20 protein-coding genes are annotated in these 23,912 nt (G+C 55.4%); 10 read left to right on the top strand and 10 right to left on the bottom strand.

The window, feature by feature from the left end; genetic code table 11:
- Positions 1-13 precede the first annotated feature (13 nt).
- Positions 14-1,195 (bottom strand): ribonuclease D, encoded by a 1,182-nt coding sequence (locus Pan97_RS10470; protein WP_165698695.1) that lies wholly within the window; start codon positions 1,193-1,195, stop codon positions 14-16.
- A 145-nt stretch (positions 1,196-1,340) separates the two neighbouring features.
- The gene (locus Pan97_RS10465) at positions 1,341-2,975 is read right to left on the bottom strand and encodes a sodium:proton antiporter (protein WP_144972275.1); all 1,635 of its coding nucleotides are present in this window, start codon (positions 2,973-2,975) and stop codon (positions 1,341-1,343) included.
- A 288-nt stretch (positions 2,976-3,263) separates the two neighbouring features.
- Between Pan97_RS10465 and Pan97_RS10460 the strand changes: the two genes are divergently transcribed.
- From Pan97_RS10460 to Pan97_RS10450, 3 genes are all read left to right on the top strand, one after another.
- A complete protein-coding gene (locus Pan97_RS10460; protein WP_144972273.1) occupies positions 3,264-3,980 on the top strand; it encodes a (5-formylfuran-3-yl)methyl phosphate synthase in 717 nt (238 codons plus the stop codon).
- Positions 3,981-4,149: 169 nt separating this feature from the next.
- Positions 4,150-4,359: a hypothetical protein gene (locus Pan97_RS10455; protein ID WP_144972271.1), complete on the top strand. Its 210-nt coding sequence runs from the start codon at positions 4,150-4,152 to the stop codon at positions 4,357-4,359.
- Between the two features lie 104 nt (positions 4,360-4,463).
- Positions 4,464-4,778 carry a polyhydroxyalkanoic acid system family protein gene (locus Pan97_RS10450; RefSeq protein WP_144972268.1) on the top strand — a complete coding sequence of 105 codons (315 nt, stop codon included), beginning with the start codon at positions 4,464-4,466 and terminating at the stop codon, positions 4,776-4,778.
- Here the strand turns inward: Pan97_RS10450 and Pan97_RS10445 are convergent, their stop codons facing one another.
- The 6 genes from Pan97_RS10445 to Pan97_RS10420 all read right to left on the bottom strand — a co-directional run bounded on the left by Pan97_RS10445 (position 4,779) and on the right by Pan97_RS10420 (position 13,428).
- Positions 4,779-6,311 carry an AarF/UbiB family protein gene (locus tag Pan97_RS10445; RefSeq protein ID WP_144972266.1) on the bottom strand — a complete coding sequence of 511 codons (1,533 nt, stop codon included), beginning with the start codon at positions 6,309-6,311 and terminating at the stop codon, positions 4,779-4,781.
- 131 nt (positions 6,312-6,442) lie between these two features.
- Positions 6,443-7,048: a chemotaxis protein CheC gene (locus Pan97_RS10440; RefSeq protein WP_196782342.1), complete on the bottom strand. Its 606-nt coding sequence runs from the start codon at positions 7,046-7,048 to the stop codon at positions 6,443-6,445.
- 9 nt (positions 7,049-7,057) lie between these two features.
- Entirely contained in the window at positions 7,058-10,051 is a 2,994-nt protein-coding gene (locus Pan97_RS10435) for a chemotaxis protein CheA (protein ID WP_144972264.1), read from the bottom strand.
- A gap of 57 nt (positions 10,052-10,108) precedes the next feature.
- A complete protein-coding gene (locus Pan97_RS10430; protein WP_144972262.1) occupies positions 10,109-10,936 on the bottom strand; it encodes a CheR family methyltransferase in 828 nt (275 codons plus the stop codon).
- A 96-nt stretch (positions 10,937-11,032) separates the two neighbouring features.
- Positions 11,033-12,754 carry a methyl-accepting chemotaxis protein gene (locus Pan97_RS10425; protein ID WP_165698694.1) on the bottom strand — a complete coding sequence of 574 codons (1,722 nt, stop codon included), beginning with the start codon at positions 12,752-12,754 and terminating at the stop codon, positions 11,033-11,035.
- 149 nt (positions 12,755-12,903) lie between these two features.
- Positions 12,904-13,428, bottom strand: a complete 525-nt coding sequence (locus Pan97_RS10420) for a chemotaxis protein CheW (protein WP_196782341.1) — start codon at positions 13,426-13,428, stop codon at positions 12,904-12,906.
- Between the two features lie 523 nt (positions 13,429-13,951).
- Here Pan97_RS10420 and Pan97_RS10415 point away from each other — a divergent pair.
- A complete protein-coding gene (locus tag Pan97_RS10415) occupies positions 13,952-14,314 on the top strand; it encodes a response regulator (RefSeq protein WP_144972260.1) in 363 nt (120 codons plus the stop codon).
- A 99-nt stretch (positions 14,315-14,413) separates the two neighbouring features.
- On the opposite strand, the gene Pan97_RS10410 is transcribed toward Pan97_RS10415, so the two are convergent.
- Positions 14,414-15,553, bottom strand: coding sequence for a hypothetical protein (locus tag Pan97_RS10410; RefSeq protein ID WP_144972258.1), 1,140 nt, complete (start codon positions 15,551-15,553; stop codon positions 14,414-14,416).
- A 120-nt stretch (positions 15,554-15,673) separates the two neighbouring features.
- Between Pan97_RS10410 and Pan97_RS10405 the strand changes: the two genes are divergently transcribed.
- The 6 genes from Pan97_RS10405 to Pan97_RS10380 all read left to right on the top strand — a co-directional run bounded on the left by Pan97_RS10405 (position 15,674) and on the right by Pan97_RS10380 (position 22,485).
- Positions 15,674-16,336, top strand: coding sequence for a tetratricopeptide repeat protein (locus Pan97_RS10405; RefSeq protein WP_144972257.1), 663 nt, complete (start codon positions 15,674-15,676; stop codon positions 16,334-16,336).
- 47 nt (positions 16,337-16,383) lie between these two features.
- Complete coding sequence (locus tag Pan97_RS10400) at positions 16,384-17,961, top strand: glycerol-3-phosphate dehydrogenase/oxidase (RefSeq protein WP_144972256.1); 1,578 nt, start codon at positions 16,384-16,386, stop codon at positions 17,959-17,961.
- Positions 17,962-17,985: 24 nt separating this feature from the next.
- Positions 17,986-19,479, top strand: a complete 1,494-nt coding sequence (glpK, locus tag Pan97_RS10395; protein WP_144972255.1) for a glycerol kinase GlpK — start codon at positions 17,986-17,988, stop codon at positions 19,477-19,479.
- Complete coding sequence (locus Pan97_RS10390; RefSeq protein ID WP_144972254.1) at positions 19,476-19,697, top strand: hypothetical protein; 222 nt, start codon at positions 19,476-19,478, stop codon at positions 19,695-19,697. Before glpK ends, Pan97_RS10390 begins: the two co-directional genes overlap by 4 nt.
- A gap of 121 nt (positions 19,698-19,818) precedes the next feature.
- On the top strand, positions 19,819-21,153 hold the full coding sequence (locus Pan97_RS10385) for a rhomboid family intramembrane serine protease (protein ID WP_144972253.1): 1,335 nt from the start codon (positions 19,819-19,821) through the stop codon (positions 21,151-21,153).
- Positions 21,154-21,291: 138 nt separating this feature from the next.
- Positions 21,292-22,485, top strand: a complete 1,194-nt coding sequence (locus Pan97_RS10380) for a rhomboid family intramembrane serine protease (protein WP_165698693.1) — start codon at positions 21,292-21,294, stop codon at positions 22,483-22,485.
- A 63-nt stretch (positions 22,486-22,548) separates the two neighbouring features.
- On the opposite strand, the gene Pan97_RS10375 is transcribed toward Pan97_RS10380, so the two are convergent.
- Entirely contained in the window at positions 22,549-23,709 is a 1,161-nt protein-coding gene (locus tag Pan97_RS10375; protein WP_144972251.1) for a thioredoxin family protein, read from the bottom strand.
- Between the last annotated feature and the right edge of the window lie 203 nt (positions 23,710-23,912).

Below are 23,912 nucleotides of genomic sequence, written 5' to 3'. Positions count from 1 at the left end.
ACTTGGGTTACCTTTAAGCCTGATCGGAATGCCGTTCGAATGCCAGGGGCTCGTCGGCACGCGGGTCGCCAATTTTGACGACCAGTGATCCATCCAACAGGTCTTCGATCGTGCGACCGATGACCTCGGCCCGCCACCCTTTGGCCAACGAAGGCAACTCTCCGGTCTTATCTAAATGATAGGCCACTAAATCGCGGACGTCCTGAATGGTACACGCCAGACTGGGGGCGATGCGGGCTTCGCGGCAGATGCTACCCAGTGCCGCGCTGAGGAATTGGCCCAGCACGGTGTATTGCGAATTGGCCGTTCCCCGATGATTCATCGGGCAGTCTTCATCGGGCAGTTCGATGGCCCGGCGAACGCAATCGGCCAGATCTTCGATGTACGGATCGAGATCGCGTCGGTTCATGCCTCGGAGGGCTTTGATCTGGGAAACCTTGGCGGACTTGCGTTTGGAAAGCTCCACCATCAGATCGTCGCGTAAGATCCGACGGGGGGGAACGTTCTGCGACCTCGCATGGTGATCGCGCCAGGTCCAGATCTCGCGAATGATCGCCAGCGAGCGGCGATTCAAGTTGCCGATTCCGGAAACGCTTCGCCAACCGGGGCGCGTCGAATAATCTTCCCAGATCGTCTGAAAGCGAGTCATCTCGGCTTCCATCCAACTGGCACGGCCGAGGTTCTCAAGCGCTTCGGCCAGTTGCTGGTAGATTTGGTCGAGATAGATGACGTCATTCAGAGCGTATTCGATCTGCAGCTTGGAAAGTGGGCGACCACGCCAATTGGTACGTGTTTCTCCCTTGGGAAGCCGTTCGCCCAACTGGCGCGTGATCAGATTGCCAAGCGAGATGGGAAACTCCATTCCAATCAGCCCGGCGGCTACCTGAGTATCGAAAAGTTGAGTCGGCCACTTGCCGGTCGCCCGAAAACAGAACAGGAACTCTTCCCGTGCCGCATGGGCCACGACGGTCACGTCGTCGCTGGTGATCAGATCCCAAAAGGGGCTCAGATCGATCATCCCCTTGGGGTCGATGACGGTCAGCCCCGACTTGCTTGCCACTTGTATCAGACACAAGTCGGGCAGGTACACATCCTCCGAAATAAACTCGGTATCGAAGAAGATGTGCTTATCGTCGGCCAGTTGTTGGCAAAGAGCTTGTAAGTCACGGTCGTGACGGACGTAGGAGTAATCCACCGTCGTATCGCTTATCATCCGTGGGAAGTTCGAGACTACGCGGTCCAGTCCCCGCAGTTACCGCTCAATAGTATCGGATAAACTTCCCCGGGCCGCAAAGGGTGAAAGTGCCCGATGCGGCGAAATCTGCCTGTGCAGCAGGCTTTTACAGAAGGAAGACCAGCGACACGATTGCCAAAATGGGCAGCAAGATCGGAATGCTGAAGAACAAAACGTAGCCAAAGAAGCTTGGCATCTTGACGCCGCCTTCTTCGGCGATGGCTCGGACCATGAAGTTTGGACCGTTGCCGATGTAGGTCATCGCTCCCATGAAGACCGACCCCAAACTGATCGCGACCAACTCCAAGTGGGACTTGCCGGATGTATCCGCCAAGGCGGCATGAATCATCTCGGAATCCATGTTCGGGAATGCCGTCTTGAAGAAGACCAGATACGTCGGGGCGTTATCCAAGATCGAGGAAAGACCACCGGTAATCCAGTAGAACTTCATCGGCGTGTCGATACCCAGGCTCGGACCTTGTTCGTTCAAGATCTCCAAAGCAGGCTGCATGCAGATAAAGATACCCACAAACAGCGCCGCCACTTCGACGATCGCATGGTAGTTGAAGCGATTGTCCTCGCGGACCTGCCTGCTACCCAGCCACAAGCTTAAGCCCACCAGGGCCAACTGAACCACCTCTCGCAGGTAGACAAACGGATACCAACCAATACCCGGTAGTGGTTTGGTCGGATCGAGCAGTGCCACCGAAAAGATCACGCCCAACAGCAGCAAGGCGTTTGGCCAAAGGCCGCGAATCTGAAGCGGCGTGGTTCGCACTTCATCTCGCAGAACGTCTTCGGCATCTTCCTTGGGGTAGTAATAGAACTTGTCCATCACCACGTACAGGATCAGCAGTAACGCGTTGGTCAACAGCCACGGCTGCCACAACGCGGTCATCGTCCAGAGGAAGTTGACCCCCTGCAGATAACCCAGGAACAACGGTGGGTCACCGATTGGCAGCAAGCAACCGCCGCAGTTGCAAACGACGAAGATGAAGAAGACGACCGTATGCTGGCGGTAGCGACGTTCTTTATTGGTTTCCAACAGAGGACGAATCAAAAGCATCGCCGCACCGGTAGTTCCGATGAAGCTGGCCAACAAACCGCCCACCAGCATGAACGCGGCGTTGGTGGTCGGATGGGCTTTCAAGTCGCCGGAGATACGGATGCCGCCGGAGATCACATAGAGTGAGAACAGCAGCACGATGAATGGAATGTATTCGCCCAGGATGGCATGATCGATTCGATGCCACGCGGCGCTGAAACTAGCGGCCTCGTAGACCGTCATGTAATAAGCCAAAGTGACCAGCGCCAAGCCTGCCGCGACGATCAATCGATTTGTATTGCTTTCCCACCAATGTTCGGTGAACTTCAACAGGGGAAGCACGGCAATCGCGCCAAGCAGCAGCACGAACGGCGCGACCGCCCAGACGTGCGGCAGGGGATGACTGCCATGGCCGCCATGAGCCTCAGCGGCGTGAGGATCGGCATGTTCATCATGATGCTCGTCAGCATGAGCCGCATCGTGATGCGCCTGGGCAGCGGCATTTGAATCCGCAGCAGCTTTCGGAGAAACCGTGAACCCGGCCACCGATGCCACAGCATATGCGATCAAAAGAACAACGATGCCGATCAGCAAAGGTTTGTCCGAACCTGAGCCGCCTGAATGATGATCGCTCACCGCCTGGTGTCCTCCGAGAATCCCGTTGATGTCCGTCGATGTGATTCCAGTCTGACCCATGCTTGGCCACCTTTGTTGCCCCGGGGAAGGTGTTACAAAATACCTATGCCCAGTTGTGCAATCCGGCCAAACGACGCCGATTTGCGGGCATGGTATGTGTGCCAAACGTTAGGTTATGCTGAAGCAAATTAGGCTATCAGAGCGAGGTTTTCGTGCCAAGGTGGCACGATGGCGGGTCCCCGGTGCGGATTATCGCGGATTTGCCGTTGATTCCACTAAACAGCCTGATTTGCAGATTCGCACCTTTTGGCGCCAAATTCATTGATTCCTAAAGAAACAACCAATTGCATGCAATTACTGGTCAGCGTTCGAAGTGTCGCCGAAGCAAATCTCGCAGGACAATTGAGTGTCGATCTCATTGACTTGAAGGAACCCAATTCAGGCTCTTTGGGGGCTACCTCCCCAAAGGTTTGGCAAGCGGTCGCCTGCCAGTGGCACCAGCGAACTCGGGTCAGCCTAGCTTTGGGGGAACTCCCGGAAGTTGTATCCGTAGCGAATGTCCCCGCGGAGGCTGACAGCGTGAAGATCGGTCTGGCCGGTTGTCGCCGCCAACCCGATTGGCAAAGCGAACTGTCCACGTTATTCGATCAGCTTCCCAATGGCGTTCAGCGCGTAGCGGTGTACTACGCCGACGCGCACCTGGCGGACTCGCCGTCTTTGGAAGACGTGCTGGACATGGCGCGACAACTCGAGTGTCAAACTTTTTTGGTCGACACCTACGACAAATCAGCCGGGGCAGTCTTCGACCACATGTCCCCCATGCAGCTAAAGAAACTGCGAGATCGGTTGCATGCCGACGGCCTTCATTTTGCGCTCGCCGGCTCGCTACGCGTGAAACACTTGTCGTCAGTGGCCAAAATTCAACCAGACATCGTGGCAGTAAGGGGCGCCGTTTGTCATCGTGATCGAACCGGTGAAATCGATGCGGAATTACTGCAGTCGTTTCGCGAGCAGTTACGACTCGCTTGGAAGCTCGACAGGCAAGAAGTCCTTTCCCGCAGCTAAACATTCACGGGCCCCACTGGTGGAGGACTTCCCCCAAAAGTCGCGACAACTTGCTTGACTTTTGCATTTTGGGTTTCGATACTGGCGGGTCGTTCTGTGCTTCCCAGTTGGCTTAGACAGAACGCAGATATATTCCGTGCTTCGCTTGCCATGCAAGGAGAAATCGACCGTGCCAAGTTCCGTTCTCGACGCGATTCGCCTAGGTATTTGGGATTACGAACCGGAGAAAGTGGAGTCGAATCGATTTGATCCAACGGGCGCGCTTCCCGGATCCAACGAAAAGTTAGACATCTTGGCTCGTCGTCTCGCTAATGGACTCCCTTTGTGGCACCCCGAAGACCGTCGCTCTTACGACGACACCGTCAAGGCAGAAGAGTAGTCCGGCGATCGTGATCTCTTATCCACGGCTTGCATTCCTGGTCTAATCAACGAAGATTGGACTAGTAACATCGCAACCGGACTTCTTTAACGAAGAGAACCATCATGCCTGGCTTCAAGGTCGAAGTTCCCCATCCTCTTGGTCAAGACGAGGCTGCCAGCCGCGTCAAAACCCTGCTGGAACACCTGCGCGGTCGTTTCGAGGGGCAGATCAAGGATATGCAACAAACCTGGACCGACGACGACGTCATGCAGTTCTCGTTCAAGACGGCCGGCCTGGTCATTAAAGGCGAAATGGACGTGCAGCCTGACTCGGTGCTCGTGCATGGCGACTTGCCATTTGCCGCAATGCTCTTCAAAGGCCGTATTGAAAGCTCGATCAAAGAAGAGCTTGAAAAGTGCCTGAGCCATCCGGCCTAGTTATTCCAGCCAGACCTTCACCTCGCGCTGCGGATCAGTCAATTCAAAGACGCTTCCCGGGACGTACCCTCTTCTTCGGACGTCCCTAACGATCTTTACCAGGTCGATTCGCTCATCTTGGATTCGCCGTAGCGTTTCGTCGTCGAGAAACTTTTCCAGGCGATCGATCGCCGCCGCTGCCAACGTGACGCTGGCTTTCAATTGACCGTCTCTTAATACTTGCACTTTCAAGTGCCTGGCTAACGTCTTGTAGTCTGACGTGGGCAATGACGGCAGCACCAACTGCCCCATAGCCTGACGATTGTTCGTGACATGCGTTTGCAGGGCGCGGCACCAAAGCACCTTGGCATCGAGTCCGCCGAGATAGGTGATCATCGCATGGAACGATCGGAGCAGATAAATCAACTTCGGCGGCCCAGCCATGCGAAAGTTCATTCGCTCGTCTCCGAGCAAGTCGTTCAAGCGTTCGCTCAGTCGCCATTGGTTGGTATCGTAGGGATACTCGACACAGAAGGGTTCTAACAGCACGCGGCTCAGCGCCGGCAAGCGACTGGCTAGCGGCTCGAGTAGCTCGTGGCGAAATCCCAGCGCGACCAAGAAGGGGAGGGGGGCCTCGCTTTGATCTCGGGTTGCCTGAATGAATCGCAAGAGCGTCAATCGCTCGGTCGCATTCATTTGGTACACCGAACCAAAGTCGTACAGAACGAACTTCGGACCGTCACTCGTCCGCAAGAATCGCACGTTCCCCGGATGCAAGTCGGCGTGCAGTTGCCCATGCTCGAACAGGCTTTCGAGAAACCAGAAGAGCAAGCGACGTCCCAGCTCCGACTTCTCTTCAGGGCTCCATTGTGACTGAACTTGCTGCCAGGTGTCGCCGTCGATCCACTCTGAGACGAGGACATTCTCGCTTGAAAGCTCTTGATCGACCTGGGGGACGATTACCCATGGATTACGCCCCGGACCATTGGCGAACGATGCTTGAGCGATCGCTTCCTGGCGGTAATCGAGTTCGGTCTTGAGACCTTCGAGAATCATTTCTCGATATCCTTCCAAGTCGAACCCGCCGGATAGATTCCCAAACGGTTTGGCTAACCAACCCAGTCCGGCCAGGTCGGCCATCACGGCATCGTGAATGCCTGGGTATTGAATCTTAATTGCCAGCTTTCGACCATCGTGCAACGTAGCGGCGTGCACTTGCCCTAGTGACGCTGCCTTGCCGCTTGGATCAATCTCTTGAAACAGCGTGTCCGGGTCGACTTCCCAAGAGGCTTGCAGGATGGGACGCATGGTCGACCAGGGCAGGGGCTGGGCCGACTCGTATAGGCTGCCGAAAGCCTCTTGTTTCGATGGGTCGGCAGAGAAGGCCATCATCTGGCCAACCTTTTGAGGTAGTCCTCGCATCCGTCCCAGACGCTCGGCAACGAGCTTTTGGGCGGCCTGTTTTGCTTTCTCGTCGCATGACCAGCGAACTTTGACCGAGTCCTTGGCAAGCTGCGCGTAGTTCCAGGTACGGCGAATCGACTCGACAGGCATGTCAGGGCCCCACAAGCATCACTCAGAAGAAGAGAGCCACTGCGATCAGGCCCCTTCCACTTCATCGACCAAGCTCCCGGCCTGCGTGAACTGGCAGCAAACGATTCCGATTATGTGGACCTTGCCGACGACTACGTGGCCGAGCGAAGCATTTCTCGCATCTTCGGATCAGGCACGAACAGGATATTCCAGTTCAGTTTTTCGGTGTCTTGCAGGAAAGTGGTCTGGCAGATGAGAACGTCCGTCGTCTCGTGGGCCTGCTGCATGAGAGCCTGCTGTAGCACGCAGACACCGTAGTCTTGCAGAAACGTCGGCGGGGAAGGAACGAATTCGCAATCGACCAGGCGAGCGATGGCATTGAAGTAAGCACATCCGAGGATGTTGCCCGTTTCACTGAGTGCGGACTGCTCCAGTTCCGACCATTGGGGATCGGTTGAAACTTCCTGCTTGAATAGCGTGGCTGCCAGACGCCGGCCATTTTCCTCGTCGAAAGTGAGGATCATCGTTCCACCGGTCTCTCCTTCGATCGTCAGAACAACCATCGTCAGCAAATCCATTCCCAGATCGAATTCCTGGGTTACCATCTCCAGTGGCAATTCACGAACGCAATCAAGCGTCAGCGAGATCTTGCCACCGGTCCAGACGCTCATTGCCTGCGAGGCTTCTTCCGTCGCCGCACCCAGGACTTCCTGAAACATCTGCAGCTTCTGGTCATTCGTGCTCGTGATCATATTCATGGGGGCATCCTAACAAACGGTTGTTTCCACCTGGCTGCGAACAGCCAGATCAATGACGGCAGCTGGATCGAGAATGAGAGCAACTCGCCCGTTGCCTAGCACACACGCACCAGCAATGCCTTCGACGTTCTGATAGTTTTCGGCAAGCGACTTCACGACGACGTCCTCTTCACCCAAGATCCCATCCACTACCAGCCCCATTTCCCGGCTGTCGTTGCGGATAATGATCATGGTGACGTCCCCATGCGAAGTCGATCGCTGTGTTGCATGACTCCAACGGAAAGTGTTGTGCAGCTCTACTATGGAGACAGGGCGCCCGCGAACCATGGCCGTTTCCTTGCCATGAACCGTTCGCAGTTCGTCACGTCGGAGGCAAACGATCTCGACGATCGACTCGACCGGAATCGAGAACAAATCGTCGTCGATTCGGGCCATTAAGCTCGGCAGAATCGCCATCGTCAGCGGAAGCTTGATGGTAAAGACTGTGCCTTCACCATGCTTGCTGTCGACTTCGACGACACCATTGATCGATTCGATCTTGGCACGAACGATATCCATTCCCATGCCGCGGCCTGAGATTTCCGTGATCGATTCGGCGGTGCTGAATCCAGGCTCCCAGATCAACTGGTAAATCTGCTGGTCGGTCATGCGATCGAGGTCGTGCTGAGTCACCAGGCCTTTTTCGATAGCCTTCATGGCGATCTTTTCACGACTCAGTCCACGGCCGTCATCTATGACCTGAATCACGATGCTATTGCCGCGATGGAACGCGTTAAGCGTGATGGTGCCGCACTGGGGTTTCCCGGCAGCGGCTCGATCTTCCGGCGATTCGACGCCATGGTCTGCCGAGTTGCGGACCATGTGGATCAGCGGATCCCCTAGTTCGTCGATCATGCGCTTATCAAGTTCGGTCTTCTCACCGTTGATCTCAAGCGTGATCTCTTTGCCGTTGGTACGCGAAATATCCCGCACGACGCGACGGAAACGACCGAATAGAGGACCGATCGGAACCATTCGTGTATCCATGATCGTCTTCTGGATGCCATCGGTCACGCGATCCAGCTGATGAACGGCGTCAAAGAAGCTGGTCATGCCAGTACGAATGGAGTCCATTCGACGCATCTCTTTGGTGATCGCGGCAAGGTTCTGTTGAATCTTGCGAACCTGGACATGAACCTCGGACCACTCCTTGGACTCTTTCTTCGACTTAATGCCACCCGATCGTTCCAGCATCTTTTGACACATCAACTCGGTCGAATCAAGCCACTGCTGGCATTGCTTGTGCGGAACGGCATCACGCAGGTTTTCACCCAGCTGATTGAAGCGGGCTTTACTAATCACCAATTGCCCCGCCAGATTCATCAATTGATCAAGACGTTCGATATCGACACGAAGCGTTTCGGCCGGCTTGGCATGGTTCGCATCAGCAGGCTTGCCAGAGGTTGCCGCTGCAGGTTTCGCCGCGGGCACATTCGTTTCCGAAGCCTTCGGAGGGACGACTTCTGGCTTGACTACCGGTGGTTCGACAACCTTCTCTTTCGACTCAACTTGAGGAGGTGCTGCCGGCAGTTCTTCCTGCTTCGCTTCTACCGTCTTGGGAGTAACACTCAAGTCGCGCTGGATCTCTGAAATGTTGACGTCCTGAACTCCGGAGACGTTCAACAGGCTGTAGAGCGCGGGATCTGCCAAGCTGGTCACCACACCGATGACGATTCCGGAAAGCTCACCGATCGTTTCAAGCTTGCTTCGCTCGGGGTCGGTCAGCAGCACAGCGCCTTGTCGTGCCAGCTTCTCGCAAAGCAATTGAGCTTTGAGGCCGACCAGCGGGACGTGGCTTGCCAACTTGACGTTTAACACCAGCAGACGCGCGGCGTCGTCATCAAAATGATTGGCAGCAAGTTGCTGAAGCCGCTCTGGATCGAGCGTTCGTGGCTGTACGCTCGTTGTTTCTTCTGCGACTCTCGGTTTTTCGGCAGCATCGCTGACCGATAGGCAATCCGCTTCGACGGCGAGCAGCTCGCTGGCACAAGCGGCGAAGTCGACTTCCACCGTCTCGCCACTGCGAAGCCCCTTCAGGTAGGCTCGCAGCGCGTCGGAACATCCCAGCAGGGCGTCCACCAGAAACGGATCCAGACTCTTCTCGGCATCGCGGTGTCGCTGCAGGACGTCTTCCATCATATGTGCCAGCTTGGCCGGTCGATTCAGACCGATCGAAGCTGCCGAACCCTTGATTCGATGCGACGTGCACATCAGCGTGCGTACTGACTCAAACAGCAGCGAGGCATCCGAATCGAGCAAGAGGTCCGTGATCTCATCGAGCGATAACTCGGTTTCATCCAGGAAGATCGCTAGATACTTCGCTGGAATTTCCGCCTCGTCATGAACTTCGGCGAACATGGCAGTACAATCGTACGGATCAACGAGCGGCAAAGTCTCTGCCGAATCAATGGCTGGTTCCATGATGGTTTCTTCCTCGGTCAATGGTTTTGTCTCGGCTTCCGCAGATGGTTTAGGACCGCCAAACGCATCGTCAACGTCGCTTTGTGCCCCTTGCTCTTTCAGGGCCTCGCCAGCAATCAGTACCTCGGCAATCGCAGCAATCTGCGGCTCGCAGTCGAGATCATCCGACTGCGTATCACGGAGGTGATCGATCAATTCACTCAAGCGATCCACGGATGCGTAAATCACGCCGACCACATGTCGCTCGATCAACAGCTGCCCTCGCCGCGCCGCGTCGAAGACGTTCTCGATGTTGTGGGTCAATCCATTGATACGGGGCAGGCCCAGCATCGCGGAAAGTCCCTTGATGCTATGCGCTGAGCGAAACATGTCGTTCAACAAGGCCTCGTCGATGGTGACGCCGGAGCCGGTTTCGTCTTGAACCCATTGCTCTAACTCCATCAGGCGTTCGTTGATCCGTTCGATCAGTTGGGTCGATTCGTCGAGAAAATCGGTCAACAGATCGTCTGAGCAATCATCTCGAATCACTGTGTTTTCGCTCATTGTGCTGCCCCAAGTTTGCAAAACCAGGTTTTGCGTTTTCCTTCACTCTGTCAGCTGTTATTTTCGCAGATAGAGCCAGGGATGAATTCGTTCGAACCCTCCCATCAGGTCGCCGATTCCCTCAGCTGCTCCAGCAACCAAATAGCTACCAGGCTTCATTACTTGTTCCACGTTCTGCATTACGCATTTCTTCGAATCGGCGTTGAAGTAAATCAGCACGTTCTTCAAAAACACGAGATCGAACGGCGACTCGGCAAGTCGGTCCAACAGATTGTGCTGTCGAAACTTGGTCATTGCGCGAAGCTTTGCTTTGGGCTCCCAAATGGCCGCTCCACCTAGCTGGGTGAAGTACCGACGCTTCAAATCGTCAGGAACCAAACGCATGGAGCGCTCATTGAACTTCGCGTCGTTAGCGTCCTGCACGGCACCGATTCCGATATCCGTTCCCAGAATCTGAACCCGCCACGAGGATGGATTGCGAAGGCCATCGGCAACACAGGTAGCGATCGAGTACGCCTCGTCACCGGTGCTACAAGCAGCCGACCAAACTCGCAGTGAGTTTTTATCGGTCTTCTGCAATTCCGGCAGAAACGTTTCCCGAAGCCACTTCCAGTTGGAGTCGTCGCGAAACAGATAGGTTTCGTGCGTCGTTACTTCTTGCAGAAATCCATCCCATTCGACATGCGATATCGGCAGCTTCTTCAGAAAGTTGTAGTACTGCTCGAAATCGGCGATTCCCGATTCTTTCAAACGACGTCGAATGCGGTTGGAAAGCAGTTGCTTCTTCGCCGGAGAAATCTCGATTCCAGCTACTTCGTAAATCATTTTTGCATAACGCCGCATTTGGTCGTCGGTGACTTGTACGGTGGAGTCTGTTGAACTCATTTGCTGTTTCCTTCTTCAATCGTTCCTGCCCAAACGGTAGTCGCCTCGTCTCGCGGCGTCTGGCCGCGAGACGAGTGACCATGTTTACTCGCTCGCTTAGATACGGAAGCGGCTGACCAGTTCGCGAAGCATGGTTGCCTGAGCACCCAACTCTTCGCTGCTGGAAGCCATTTCTTCCGAGGCGGCTGCCGACTGTTCGGTAACACCGGAAACCTGCTGGATCGCACCAGCGACTTCGTTGGCGTTTTGAGCCTGTTCGACGGTCGCGGTGGCGATTTCCGAGATCTTGTCGGCCGTCGAGCTGACGCCGGCGATGATCTTCTCCAACGCGGCACCCGTTTGGGCACTGAGCGTCGAACCATCTTGAACGCGTTGGGTCGACTCTTTGATCAGCGAGGAAATCTCCTTGGCGGCTTCGCTCGAACGTTCGGCCAGCTTGCGAACTTCGTCGGCGACAACGGCGAATCCGAGGCCATGTTCACCGGCACGAGCAGCTTCGATCGCCGCGTTGAGTGCCAACAGGTTGGTCTGGCTGGCGATTTCCGAGATCACTTGAATGATTTCGCTGATCTGTTCCGAGGAAGTCTTGATCCGTTCCATCGCTTCGATCGACTTCTGAACGGCGTTGCCACCTTCTTCAGCCATCGTGCTAGTGTCACCCGCCATGCGGTTGGCTTCACCAGCGTTGTCCTTAACCGAGTCGATGCTGCGAGTCAGTTCTTCAATTGAAGCGCTCATCTCTTCGACCGAAGCACTCTGGGTTTGCGCACCCTGGGCCAGGTTCTGCGAGTTCTCAGCGATCACCGAAGCACCTTCAGCAAACTGCATGCCGCTGTCAACAACCTGGCTGATGATGTCACGCAGGTCGGCGATCATGCGATCGATGCCTTCGGCCAGCTTGCCGATCGCATCCTCTCGGTTCAGATCAATACGCCGGGTCAAGTCACCTTCGGCGGCAGCTTGAACGACGGCCAGGATCTGGTCGACGTTGCGAAGCAGTTCGGCCTGTTCGGTACGTTCACGCTCGTTGCGTTCTTCTTCGGCCTGCTTCGCTTTGACTTGATTGGTGACCAACGACCAGGCGACCATCGGGCCGGTGTAGCGACCGTCTTTGTCGTAAATGGCACTGGCCTGTAGATCGAGGTATTCCCCTTCGATCTCAATCTGAGTGTTCACTGGCAAATTGCTCGGATCGCCTAGCAGACGACGCTGGTGAGCGGGATTCTTGTGGAAGATGTCGTACGAAGCACCAACGATCTTGGAAGCTGGAACCGGCAAGATGTGCTCGATGCTACGCAGCGTCTTTTCCGAAGCTGGGTTCATGTAGGTGATCGTGCCGTTCAGGTCCGCCAGCAGAATATTGATCGGAGCGTTCTCGACGATGGCAGTCTTTTCGGCAGCCGAAGCTTCCAGGCGACGCTTTTCGGTAACGACTTCCCAGGTGACCATTGGGCCGAGGTACTCACCGGCTTCGTCGTAGGTTGCCGAAACCAAGAGATCGGCGGTTTGATCGCCCAATTCGATATTAGTGCGAACGGGCAAGTTCTGTGGATTGCTGAGAATGCTACGTTGGTAGGCCGGGTCCTTGTGGAAGATGTCGATCGACTGGCCGACGACTTCTTCCGGTTCGCAGGGTAGGTAAGCAGCGAGAGTACGCAGCGTATCCAAGCTGGCGGGATTGACGTAGGTAATGGTGAGGTTCGTGTCGGCCATCATGATGTTGATGGGCGAGTTTTCGCTCATGGCTTTCGCTACCGAAAGCTCGCTACGAAGATCCTGGGCGTCTTCGTTCGTCTGAGATGTTTTATTAGTGGTCATGGTTAAATAACTCGTTGATTCAGTAGTCATGTAAGTAAACTGCTCCCTCCAATGAATTCCGCGTGCTCCTGCTCGCGCGGTCATCCGCATCGCCTGGGAAGCTGAACTTCCCTGTTAACGTGGTTCCGAGACGCTCCTCGGAGGGTGGCTTAACCGATTCGAGCTTCGATTTGTTCGACTTCTGCTTTACCCAAGATCTTGTCGATGTTCAGCAAGATCAAAAGCCGCTTGTCGAGCTTCACCAAACCAGTGAGATACTCACGACCCAACCCAGCCACGGTTGGGGGCGGAGAGGAAATCTGGTCCTTCGAGATACGCAGGACCTCGCTGACTGCGTCGACGATGATGCCGACCGTCTTGCCACCGACGTTCATGACCATGATGCGGGTCTCGTCAGTGGACTCTTGTTCTTGAAGCCCAAACCGCAGCCGCAAATCCACGATCGGAATGACCGTATTGCGGAGATTGATCAGGCCCTTGATGTAAGGAGGGGTTTGAGGGACGCGGGTGATTTCGCCCACCAGGATGATCTCCTGAACGCGGGTTATCTCGATCCCGTATTCCTCTTTGGCCAATTGAAAACTGACCAGTTGCATGGAATTGAGCCCCTCGCGACGCTGAGACTCGTGGCTCGAACGCTCTTCCGTCATTAGATCTTCAGTTGTTACGGACAAAACTCTATCTCCTGATCAATGCTGGAACGAATATTCGATCCGCTGCCCCGAGATTCTCGGGCGGGACGGCCATGTCCGCGACTTGTTCTCCTTCACCTTCGGATAAACGCCGTGAGTCAGGTGCATCCAGCCCACTGCATGCCTGTGGCGTTCTCGTATAAAGGTCGGTTAGTAAATACGAAAAAGTTTGGTCAGGTCATAAATTTTCTCCCCTCAATTAAGTCATCCCCTCTGACCTAGACGAAACAAACGGAACAAACCCACCACAATCAGAGTGTTATCCGTAAAACGCATCCGCCAGCTTCCGTTTCCATGCCATAACCGGCACCGATATTAACGCGAAGTCCCAGGATGACGTCAGCGCTATGGCTGAGCGCGAAAAGTGGATTTTTCCCACTTAAGATTTGACGGCCTAAGAGCGTGACCTAATGTTCGGTAGAAATTTTCAATTTCCCCGAGGACCATTCTCCACCGGCCTATCCAGGCTGAGCGGGCAGGGCTAAACACAGGAGCTTTAAAGAAAATGTCCACACGCGTACTCGTAGCCGACGACTCCAGCACCATGCGCAAGATCATTCTCCGTTCCCTTCAAGCGGTCGGCGTGCCGAACGCGGTTGAAGCTGCCGACGGGGAAGAAGCAGTCAGTCTGTTCAAGCCAGGTGAGTTCGACCTCGTACTGACCGACTGGAACATGCCAGGCAAGAGCGGCCTGGAAGTGATTCAAGAGATTCGCAAGATCGATGCCGACGTGAAGATCATGATGGTTACGACCGAAGCTGAAAAGTCGCGCGTCATGGAAGCCATCCAGGCTGGTGTTTCCGACTACTTGGTCAAGCCATTCACCGCCGATACACTTCGCGAAAAGCTCGAAAAGCACGGCTGCTAAGTTCAGCCACTCGCGGAAGAACATTCAGAATCAATCAGACGACAAAGCCCTATAATGGGTGATGTCGTCTTTTTTTATGCCCGCGTTGGATAGTTCGCCTTATTGCTTCTTCGTAACGACGATCTTCTGTTCCTGAATCTCGTAGGCAAAGTCCGTATCCTTGAAGACCGCATCGAGCAATCCGGTCATGTCAACGGTTTTTACGCTGAAGGTAATTCGCCGAGCCAACGCGTCTTCCATCCCCTCGGGCACTTCAAACTTCTTGTCCAGCTGTTGCTCTAGCGCTTTGAGAACCGGCCCCAGGGGAAGTTGTTCGACGTTGAGCGTGTACCGTTTCTCGCCTGGCATGACGACTGTGTTGCGTGCCGTCCCTCCTCGCAGCAATTTGGCAACTTGCTCTTGAACTTGCTGAGGTCCTGTTACGGCCAATTTCCGCTTGCCATCCGATTGAACCTGAGCCTCCGGAAAAAGCTGCTTGATCTTTTCGATCGCTTCGTCGTGATTGCCGGCATAGGGATAAACACGCGTGAGAGATAGTTCTTCCGGAATCGGAACCAGTTGGAGTTCGACGCCATCGTTGGCCTTGTTAAACCGATACGACGCATGATAGCCAGCCAAGACTAACGTCAGGTATTCGGTCGTCTTCATCGACGGAAAGTCGACCGCTGGCCACAGGTCGTGCTTGATCACGACATCCAGATTGCTCCAGCGCATCCCGTGATTGGTAGCTACCTCCGTCAGAATCTCTTCCGGGGTCGAAAGCTTGGGCCAACCGTACTTCTTTCGATCGAGCAATTTGACCGCTTCCGGGTAGCCGCTTGATTTAGCAAACTGTGCTTGCAACTCGGCCACGGTGGGTAAGCGGCTGGCCGTCTCTTGTGGTCCGAGGTAAATCACGTCGCCGACACGTGCCATGCCGATTCCCAACTGAGCGGCGATCCGTTGCAGCCCAAGTTCCAGCCGCTCGTCGGAAAAATTCATCTTCATCGTCTGATCGGGATCAACGCGGCGATCCAAGAAGATGGCAACCCGCTGCGTTTGTGCCAGACGCATGAGGCCATCGCGAAGGGGGACTTCTTCCCATGTTAAATCGAAGGTCGATTGAAGCTGCTTTTCCAGGTCGGCTTCGGTTCGCCAAGCGATGGTCTCTTGTGCTTGCGTCTGACCGCTTAATAGCAAAATCTGGACTGTCAATACTCCCAAGAGAAGCTGGGAAAGATTACATTTCGACGATCGCATCGATTATTTGCTCCGGGGTTACCGCGTGATTACACTCGGACATTGTTCAATGGACTGACCATAATGGATTTTCGATCTCAGGACGAGAGAAATGCACTTTGATTGCCGTAAGGCCAACTTGTGAGCGACTCCCCCGAGCGTCAACCCGTACTCCTTTCTATCTTCCAGAAATATCTTTCGGAAGAGAATACTGCCGCGTTCATTCACCGCGTGGCAGCTGTTTATACGTGCGGAACGTTGGAGCGTCTTTGCCAACACGGCACCCCCGAAGTACGCCGCGCGGCAGTGATGGCCCTTTGTTTTGTCAGCGACTATTCTTCGAACCATACCGTTGGCATGGCGCTAAACGATGCCGACCGGGGCGTCCGCTTGATTGCAGAGAATGGCATTCGCTCGCTTTGGATTCGTGCCGGCACGCAAAGCCAACGCCATCGTTTGCGTAAAGTCATGACCCAGATCCAAGGAAACTCTTTAGATTCCGCGTTGCAGGAAGCCGATTCGCTAATTGTCGATGCTCCGTGGTATTCTGAAGCGTACAATCAACGAGGCCAAGTCTACTTCAAACGGCAGAACTTCGAGCGATCGCTACGTGACAGCCATCAAGCCCTGGAGATCAACCCATATCATTTCCCGGCGGCCATCTCGATGGGGCAGTGTTACTTACGCCAGGGTGAAAACGTCATGGCCCTCGATAGTTTCCGCCGCGCACTGCGTCTGAATCCCAACCTGGAATCGATTCGCACGCAAATCACCTACCTGGAGCGACAACTCGAAGAGATGTAAGCTACGGGTGTTGGCCTTTTTGCTTCGCCACAGCAGGGACTGCGAACATGGCACAAGATCTCAACCCCGTTCTCATCCTCGGAGCCGGCATCAATGGTGCCGCCCTGGCTCGGGAACTTCTCCTCAATCAGATACCGGTCGTTCTGGTCGATCACGCCGACATTGCCTCAGGCACCACCAGTTGGTCGTCGCGCCTGATTCATGGTGGGCTCCGGTATCTCGAGCACGGCGAAGCTTCGCTCGTTTACGAGTCGCTGGCCGAGCGGGAACGCTTTTTGCGCAACTCGCCGGAACATGTCTCCCCGCTTGAACTGATGATTCCGGTCAAATCTCAGTTCGCAGGACTTATCTCCTCAGCGGCCGGGTTCTTCAATCTGCCCATTTTCAAATCCAAGAATCCATCGCGTGGTGCCTGGGCGATCCGCAGCGGGCTCACGATGTACGACTTTCTGGCTGGTAGCCAAAACCTGGGATCGCACAAACGCATGTCCCCAAAACAGTGGAAACCGATTGGTTTCGATGCCAGCTTCGTCGACGTCTTCAGCTACTACGATGGGCAGATCGAATTCCCTGAGCTTTACGTTTCAACGCTCATTCACGACTGCCAGCAAATCGCACAACAGCACGGCGTCCGCTTTACGCTTCGTACCTATCGACGTCCCAAACTGAATGGCAAACATTTCGAGTTTGAGAACCTCCTAGACTTCGATGCGGCGATCGATCCCTTAGAGCCATCAGTTCTGATCAACGCGTCGGGGCCATCAGGCGACGAAACGCTGCAAGAGTTGGGCATTCGCTCGAACCGACTCTTCGGTGGAACGCGTGGTTCGCATTTGATTTCTCACAAGCCCGTACTGAAGGAAGCTCTCGGTCCGCTTGGCATTTATGCCGAAGCATTCGACGGACGCCCCGTCTTTATCTTGCCCTGGAACGGCGGAGTATTGATCGGCACGACCGACATTCGGCACGACGGCGACCCGGAACAGGCAACCGCGAGCCAGGAAGAGATCGACTACCTTCTCAAATGCGTCAATTCGGTACTGCCAGGCGTCGACCTTGGGCAAGATGACATCACTCAGCACTACAGTGGCGTTCGCCCGCTTCCTTACGTGCCCGCAAGCTCGACCGCGTCAATCCCGCGCGGGCACTGGTTGCACGAACATACTTCCACGCCATGGCCATGTTACACGATCGTCGGCGGCAAGCTTACGACCTGTCGCTCGCTGGCCGAGCACTCGGCCAAGAAGATTCTCAAGCAACTTGGCCGCGAGGTCGTCGCCGACTCAAAGAAGCGTAAGACTTACGAGGGCGATCCGCCGCAAATCGAGCCGGGACAACGTGCCCGGTTCATCATGCAGCACCTTACCGGCATCGACAGCGCGTCGGATATTCAAACACTCGCAGCGGCGGCGATTTCCCAGCTTCATGCAAAGACCATGGCCGATATCGTGGAGCGTCGCTTGATGCTGGTCTTCGATCCGGGACTGTCGCGTTCCCAGTTAAGTGGGATCGCCGATGCCCTGATTGCCGCTGACAAGCTTGCCGCCGATGCCAAACAGGAAACCATCGAAACCTACATTCAGAGATTACAATCGCGATTCGGAAAGCAGATTCTTCCCGACTAAATGCTCCTCGCAGGACTCGTCACCATGCCCCAATACCTACTCGCCATCGATCAAGGCACTACTTCCAGTCGTTCAATCTTGTTCGATCACGATGCCCGGATTGTCTCGGTCGCCCAGGAAGAATTCCGTCAGATCCTGCCGTCGCCGGGACATGTCGAACACGACCCCGAAGACATCTGGAACAGCCAACTTAATACCGTCCAAGGGGCACTGGGAAAAGTCGCCCTCGAAGAAGTAGCGGCGATCGGCATCACCAATCAGCGCGAAACGACCTTTGTCTGGGACAAACGGACCGGCCAACCGATCCACAACGCCATCGTGTGGCAAAGCCGCGTGTCAAGCTACCTCTGCGATCGGCTTCGCAAAGAAGGACTCGAGCAGACCATCCGCCAGAAGACCGGCCTGGTTCTCGATGCGTACTTCTCCGCGACCAAGTTGATGCACCTTTTGGAAACGGTCGATGGTGCGCGACAAGCGGCGGAAGACGGTCACTTGCTGTTCGGCACGGTCGACTGCTATTTGGTTTGGAAGCTAACCGGCGGCAAGCGGCACGTGACCGATGTGAGCAATGCTTCGCGCACGATGATGCTGAACTTCGAGACGCTCGACTGGGACGACGAGTTACTTGCGGCGTATGACATTCCTCGCCAGATGTTGCCGGAGATCGTCGACTGCAGCGGCAAATTCGCCGAAACCGATCCGGCGATTCTCGGAGCGCCGATCCCGATCGCCGGCATGGCTGGCGATCAACAGGCCGCCTCCTTCGGCCAGACCTGCTTCGATCAAGGGATGGTGAAAAACACGTACGGCACCGGGGCTTTCGCCTTGATGAACATCGGCGACAAGCCTGTCCTTTCGCAAAACAACCTGCTAACCACGGTCGGCTGGAAGATCGGCGACCAGGTCAGCTATGCCCTGGAAGGGTCGATCTTTGTCGCCGGCGCCGTCGTGCAGTGGTTGCGTGATGGCCTGGGCATCATCGAGTGCTCGTCCGAGGTCGAACCTCTCGCAGACACCGTGGAAGACAACGGCGGCGTCTACTTTGTACCGGCGTTTGTCGGGCTCGGGGCGCCGTACTGGGACCCGAATGCTCGTGGGACGATCGTCGGTCTTACTCGAGGAACGACCGGGGGGCACCTGGCCAGGGCAGCGCTCGAATCGATGGCCTACCAAACGCGCGACATGATCGAAGCCATGCAGCGCGACGCAGGCGTGCCGCTGCAGGTCCTGCAGGTCGACGGCGGGGCCAGCGTGAACAACGCCTTGATGCAGTTTCAAACCGACCTTTTGGGCACGCCGGTCCGCCGTCCGAAGATCAGCGAAACGACCGCCCTGGGAGCCGCGTTCCTCGCGGGACTTGCCGTAGGTTTCTGGCAGTCGCAAGATGAGCTTCGTGGGCTCTGGAGTCTGGATAAAGAGTTCGCTCCGGCCGCCGATCGCAGCAAGATGGATCAGATGTATGCTCGCTGGAAAGATGCCGTCGAGCGAAGCCGAAATTGGGAAAGAGCAGGGGAGTGATGGAGCTAGGCGTCTGGATCATGACGATCTTTACCGGGCTGTTGGGAGTTGGTGGAATCTGGGCCGCGATTGTCGATGCCTCGGCCGTATTTCAATCTAGCAAGATTGCCTTTCTCGAACATCGGATCGGTCACAAGAGCACGCGTTGGATTGTGGGAATCGGCGGAATGCTGCTCATTTTGCTATCCATTAGCTTCGTTGCCTTTCCGCCAGGCTAATGCAAACGTTTCGGGAAGTTGCGTCCATTAAATTGAATTGGGGGGTTGGGTTTACTACCCTTTAGGTCTATGCCATCCAATTCCTTCTTTCGCAGCGGGATGCTGCGACTGCTGGCCATCCATGTTTATTCCATTCAGTACTGACGCCCCCCTCTATCACTGGCCGATCGTGACGGTCTCGATGATCGTCATCAATACGCTCGTCTTTTTTACGTATCCTCTTCGGTCGGAATTTGAATACTCGGACATCGATCCCGAGCAGTTCGTCGCCTTCATCGAACAGATGCATGACGAAGGGGTCATCACCGATGAAGAATATGAAGAGGCGATGGAAGAACTCGAAGCCGAACTACCCGATGAAATCGAAGTGGAATCGGCCCCCGAAGACGGCGATCCGTTCACGCTGCAATACGGACGCGGCCTCAAGCCATGGCAATGGATCACTGGGCACTTCCTGCACGCCGACTTTATGCACCTGCTTGGCAACATGCTGTGGCTGTGGACGTTTGGCTTGATCGTCGAGGGGAAGATCGGATGGTGGAAGTTCCTGGCCGTCTACATGGGAATAGGCGTCGTCGAAGGCTTCATGGAACAGACGCTCATGCTAGGCATGGAGCCGCTGCCGTGGAACTGCTCGGTTGGGGCGTCGTCCATTATCTTCGGCATTATGGCGATTGCGATGATCTGGGCGCCGGCCAACGACGTTCATTGCACGTTCGTCATCTTCGTCTTCATGGTCTTTCGCTCGTTCCAGTTCAGCCTGCCGGTTGCCGGCCTGGGGGGCTTTTACTTGATCTACAACGTCGCGATCGCGGTCTTCTTTACATACGACGGCGAGTTCATCACGCCAACCAGCGAATTGCTACATACGCTGGGTGGCATTGTCGGCCTGGCGGTCGGCATCGGCATGCTGCGCATGAACATGGTCGACTGCGAGAACTGGGACGTCTTCTCGGTATGGTCCGGCCGCAACCGAATGTCACGGGAAGAACTGCGCGAGCTGGACGTCAACCATTCGGCCTATCAGGAAAAGCAACAGCAGCAAGTTGCCAGCGGACTGGCACAGATTCGTCAAATCGTGCGTGAAGGACATTCCCCCAAGCTGGCCTACCGGGCTCACTTGAGCATGAAGCAGAAGTACGAAGATTGGTCGCTGCCGGATGCCGATTTTCTGATGATTATCAAGCACCTTTGCGACCAGAAGCTATGGGACGACGCGACGCTGGCCATGGGAGAATACCTGAAAACCACGCGCAGCAAGCAAGACCAGGTACGGCTGAAACTAGCTTCGATTTTGCTCGAACACATGGGTCGCCCCAGCCAATGCATTTCGGTTCTTTCAAAGGTTGCCAAAGACCAGCTGAACGAACGGGAAAAGACGATCTATCGACAATTGGCCGCCAAAGCGAACAAGATGAAAGAAGAGGGCGTGATCGATACGCTGGAAGACTGGTAAGCCAGAATTCCTGGCAGATGCTTCCAATATTCCGCGACTGCCGCCGAATAACGCTTAGCATCAACCCAGCTTTCCCCGCACTCTTTCACAATGTTCATACCCTACGGAACCGACGCCCCTCTCTATCACGTACCCGCCGTGACGATCTCACTGATCGTCATTAACTTTGGCATCTTCTTCGCCGAGCCAATCACTTCTGCCATCGCTCCCCAGCCAGGGCAGCAACCAGTTGCCATCGCCGAATGGATTATCGACGCCGGCAACCACCATCCCAACGCCTACATGCTTCAATTCGGCGAAGGGATCAAACCGTGGCAAGGAGTGACCGCCGCCTTCTTGCACGCCAACTTGCTGCACCTCATCGGCAACATGCTGTTCCTGTTCGTGTTCGGCTTGATCGTCGAGGGCAAGATCGGCTGGTGGAAGTTTCTGTTGATCTATCTCGGAATCGCATTGGTGTGGGGGCTGATGCTTCAGGTTATCGTGGCAATCTTGAATCCAGGCCTCCAGGTCGCGGCCCTGGGAGCATCCGGGGTTATATTTGGATTGATGGCTATCGCGGTGATTTGGGCTCCCTTGAACAACTTGGAAATCGTGATCGTCTTCCAACGATTTGGCAACGCCTCACACAGCGTCCAGCCGGTCGATGTCCCGGTGGTAACGCTCGCCGGAGGCTACTTGCTTCTCGACATCGTTACGAGCATTTTCATCGTCCAAGGCCGCTATGGGTTTGTCCCCTATACCTGTGTGCTGCACGCAACGGGGGCCTTGCTGGGAGCTGCCATTGGACTGTGGATGCTTCGCTGGAAAATTGTCGACTGTGAACGCTTCGACATATTTTCGGTCTGGGCCGGAGATCACGAAAAAACACAGGACCAGCTCGATCAAGAATCGGCGGCCAAGACAGAAAAGACACTTGTCCAGCAAGGACTTGATCAGATACGTCAGATCCTCGACGAGGGCGAAAACCCGCAACTGGCCTATCGGGCCCACGTGAGCATGGCCGAGAAGTATGCCTCGTGGCATCTGCCAGAACGCGAGTTTCTCACGATCATCAAACAACTCTGCGACCAGCAACGAGACCGCGACGCGGTACTCGCAATGGAAGAGTACCTGAAAGCCAATCGCCTCAAGCAGAATCAGGTTCGCATGAAACTGGCTTCGCTGCTGACCGGTTCGATGCAACTGCCTGGCCAGGCACTCAGCACGCTACTGCCGATTCGATACGGTGACCTATCACCGAAAGAGCAGGCACTCTATGAAAGGATCGCTACTGAGGCAAAAACCTCGCAAGCCGCCGGCGTCGTCGATTTACCTTTAGACGATTGGTAAACAAGAAAGGCGATCACTGTTGATAGCGATCGCCTTCGTGTGTTGTTTATGCTTGGCCGCGTTCTAGCGACGCATGTTTTGCGAAGCCATGGCCTGTTGTACCATCGACGAGTAACGCTGTGGATCGTTCCAGAACGTTTGCAGGCTTTCTTCGCTGCTGAACAAGTAAAGCGTGCCGCGGTAGGTCAAACCGAACCGACGGTCGCCGGGCACAACTTTTCCGTTGCCCAGATAAGCGACCGGGTCGATGCCCGACATCACAGGGCTATACTGATTGGGGTTGGCCAAAAACTTCTGCTGTTCGTTTTGCGACGAGAAGAGGTAGATCTGACCTTGGTGCTGAGCACCCCAGCGAGGATCACCCTTTTGCCACTTCATTTGCTCTACCAGCGTTACAGGGCAATAGCCATCCATGGCAAACTTCGGCTGCTGCGGTTCAGGCTGCGGTGCCGGAGAGGAAGGAGCTGCGGCAGGCTGCTGCTGGGCAAACTGCTGCATGGGTGGCTGCGAAGGAGCCACGTTCTGCGGTGGAGCATTCGAGGAGAACTGGCTTTGATTGGGTGCCTGGGTTGGCATGACTTCGCTGGGGCTTGGTCCCATCGAAGCAAATCGCGACGTCGACGGCTGCTGTGGCGCAACCTGCTGTGTCGGTTGCGATGGGGCCGTTTGCTGCGGAGCAGGATTCGACGTGAAGCTTGAGTAACGCGAACCTTGTGGTTGACTTGGGGCAACCTGCTGCGGTGTAACTGGGGTGGTGTTCGCGGCTTGAGCGATCATGCCGGCACCTGGCCCTGCTGGGCTGGCACTGGGATTCAGCTTGGCGGAAACCTGAGCCAGAATACCGGTATAACGATCTTGATCCTGTGGGCTAATCATGCGGTACACAACCTGACCGCTGGGCGCAATGACAACGTCTTGCGGCCAGCGATCGACGCCGAACTCTTTGGCGATCGCAGGCTGGTCACTGGCGTTGATCTTGATCGGAATGTAGTTCTGCTCGACCGCCTGGGCGAAGCTGGCTTGCGAAAAGACATTCGCCTCCAGTCGACGGCAGGGAGGGCAATTATCGGCATAGAAGTGAATCAAAACCAACTGATTCTTCGCGGCCGCGACACGCTTGGCGGTATCGAGATCAGGTGCCCAGCGGACGGCGTCCTCAGCGAGGATCATCGTCTGGAACGCCAGCAACAGGGCGATAGCAGAGGTACGAATAATTGGCGACATGAATGAACGAGCCCCGGTAAGCGAGTTCCAAAATTCAGCTTGGTTCGGTTTTCCATTGGTTCGTATCGGGACCGGGGCTCACCGGAGTGCATCAAAAGTAACGGATTTGCGGAATTTCCTGGACTAAACTGCCGAAAGGGTCGTATCAATCGTTCCGATTAGGCAAATCATGCGGGCGCTAAGTCGCTTACTGCCAACGACTT

It is taken from the genome of Bremerella volcania, assembly GCF_007748115.1.
Classification (GTDB): domain Bacteria; phylum Planctomycetota; class Planctomycetia; order Pirellulales; family Pirellulaceae; genus Bremerella; species Bremerella volcania.
This window is presented reverse-complemented; position numbering and strand designations above follow the sequence as displayed.

What these genes read in the sequence shown, in the direction of transcription:
- Pan97_RS10465 (WP_144972275.1), bottom strand. Translation starts at nt 2,975, where the DNA reads ATGGGTCAGACTGGAATCACATCGACGGACATCAACGGGATTCTCGGA.
- Pan97_RS10460 (WP_144972273.1), top strand. Translation starts at nt 3,264, where the DNA reads ATGCAATTACTGGTCAGCGTTCGAAGTGTCGCCGAAGCAAATCTCGCA.
- Pan97_RS10450 (WP_144972268.1), top strand. Translation starts at nt 4,464, where the DNA reads ATGCCTGGCTTCAAGGTCGAAGTTCCCCATCCTCTTGGTCAAGACGAG.
- Pan97_RS10445 (WP_144972266.1), bottom strand. Translation starts at nt 6,311, where the DNA reads ATGCCTGTCGAGTCGATTCGCCGTACCTGGAACTACGCGCAGCTTGCC.
- Pan97_RS10440 (WP_196782342.1), bottom strand. Translation starts at nt 7,048, where the DNA reads ATGAATATGATCACGAGCACGAATGACCAGAAGCTGCAGATGTTTCAG.
- Pan97_RS10435 (WP_144972264.1), bottom strand. Translation starts at nt 10,051, where the DNA reads ATGAGCGAAAACACAGTGATTCGAGATGATTGCTCAGACGATCTGTTG.
- Pan97_RS10430 (WP_144972262.1), bottom strand. Translation starts at nt 10,936, where the DNA reads ATGAGTTCAACAGACTCCACCGTACAAGTCACCGACGACCAAATGCGG.
- Pan97_RS10425 (WP_165698694.1), bottom strand. Translation starts at nt 12,754, where the DNA reads ATGACCACTAATAAAACATCTCAGACGAACGAAGACGCCCAGGATCTT.
- Pan97_RS10415 (WP_144972260.1), top strand. Translation starts at nt 13,952, where the DNA reads ATGTCCACACGCGTACTCGTAGCCGACGACTCCAGCACCATGCGCAAG.
- Pan97_RS10410 (WP_144972258.1), bottom strand. Translation starts at nt 15,553, where the DNA reads ATGCGATCGTCGAAATGTAATCTTTCCCAGCTTCTCTTGGGAGTATTG.
- Pan97_RS10400 (WP_144972256.1), top strand. Translation starts at nt 16,384, where the DNA reads ATGGCACAAGATCTCAACCCCGTTCTCATCCTCGGAGCCGGCATCAAT.
- glpK (WP_144972255.1), top strand. Translation starts at nt 17,986, where the DNA reads ATGCCCCAATACCTACTCGCCATCGATCAAGGCACTACTTCCAGTCGT.
- Pan97_RS10385 (WP_144972253.1), top strand. Translation starts at nt 19,819, where the DNA reads ATGTTTATTCCATTCAGTACTGACGCCCCCCTCTATCACTGGCCGATC.
- Pan97_RS10375 (WP_144972251.1), bottom strand. Translation starts at nt 23,709, where the DNA reads ATGTCGCCAATTATTCGTACCTCTGCTATCGCCCTGTTGCTGGCGTTC.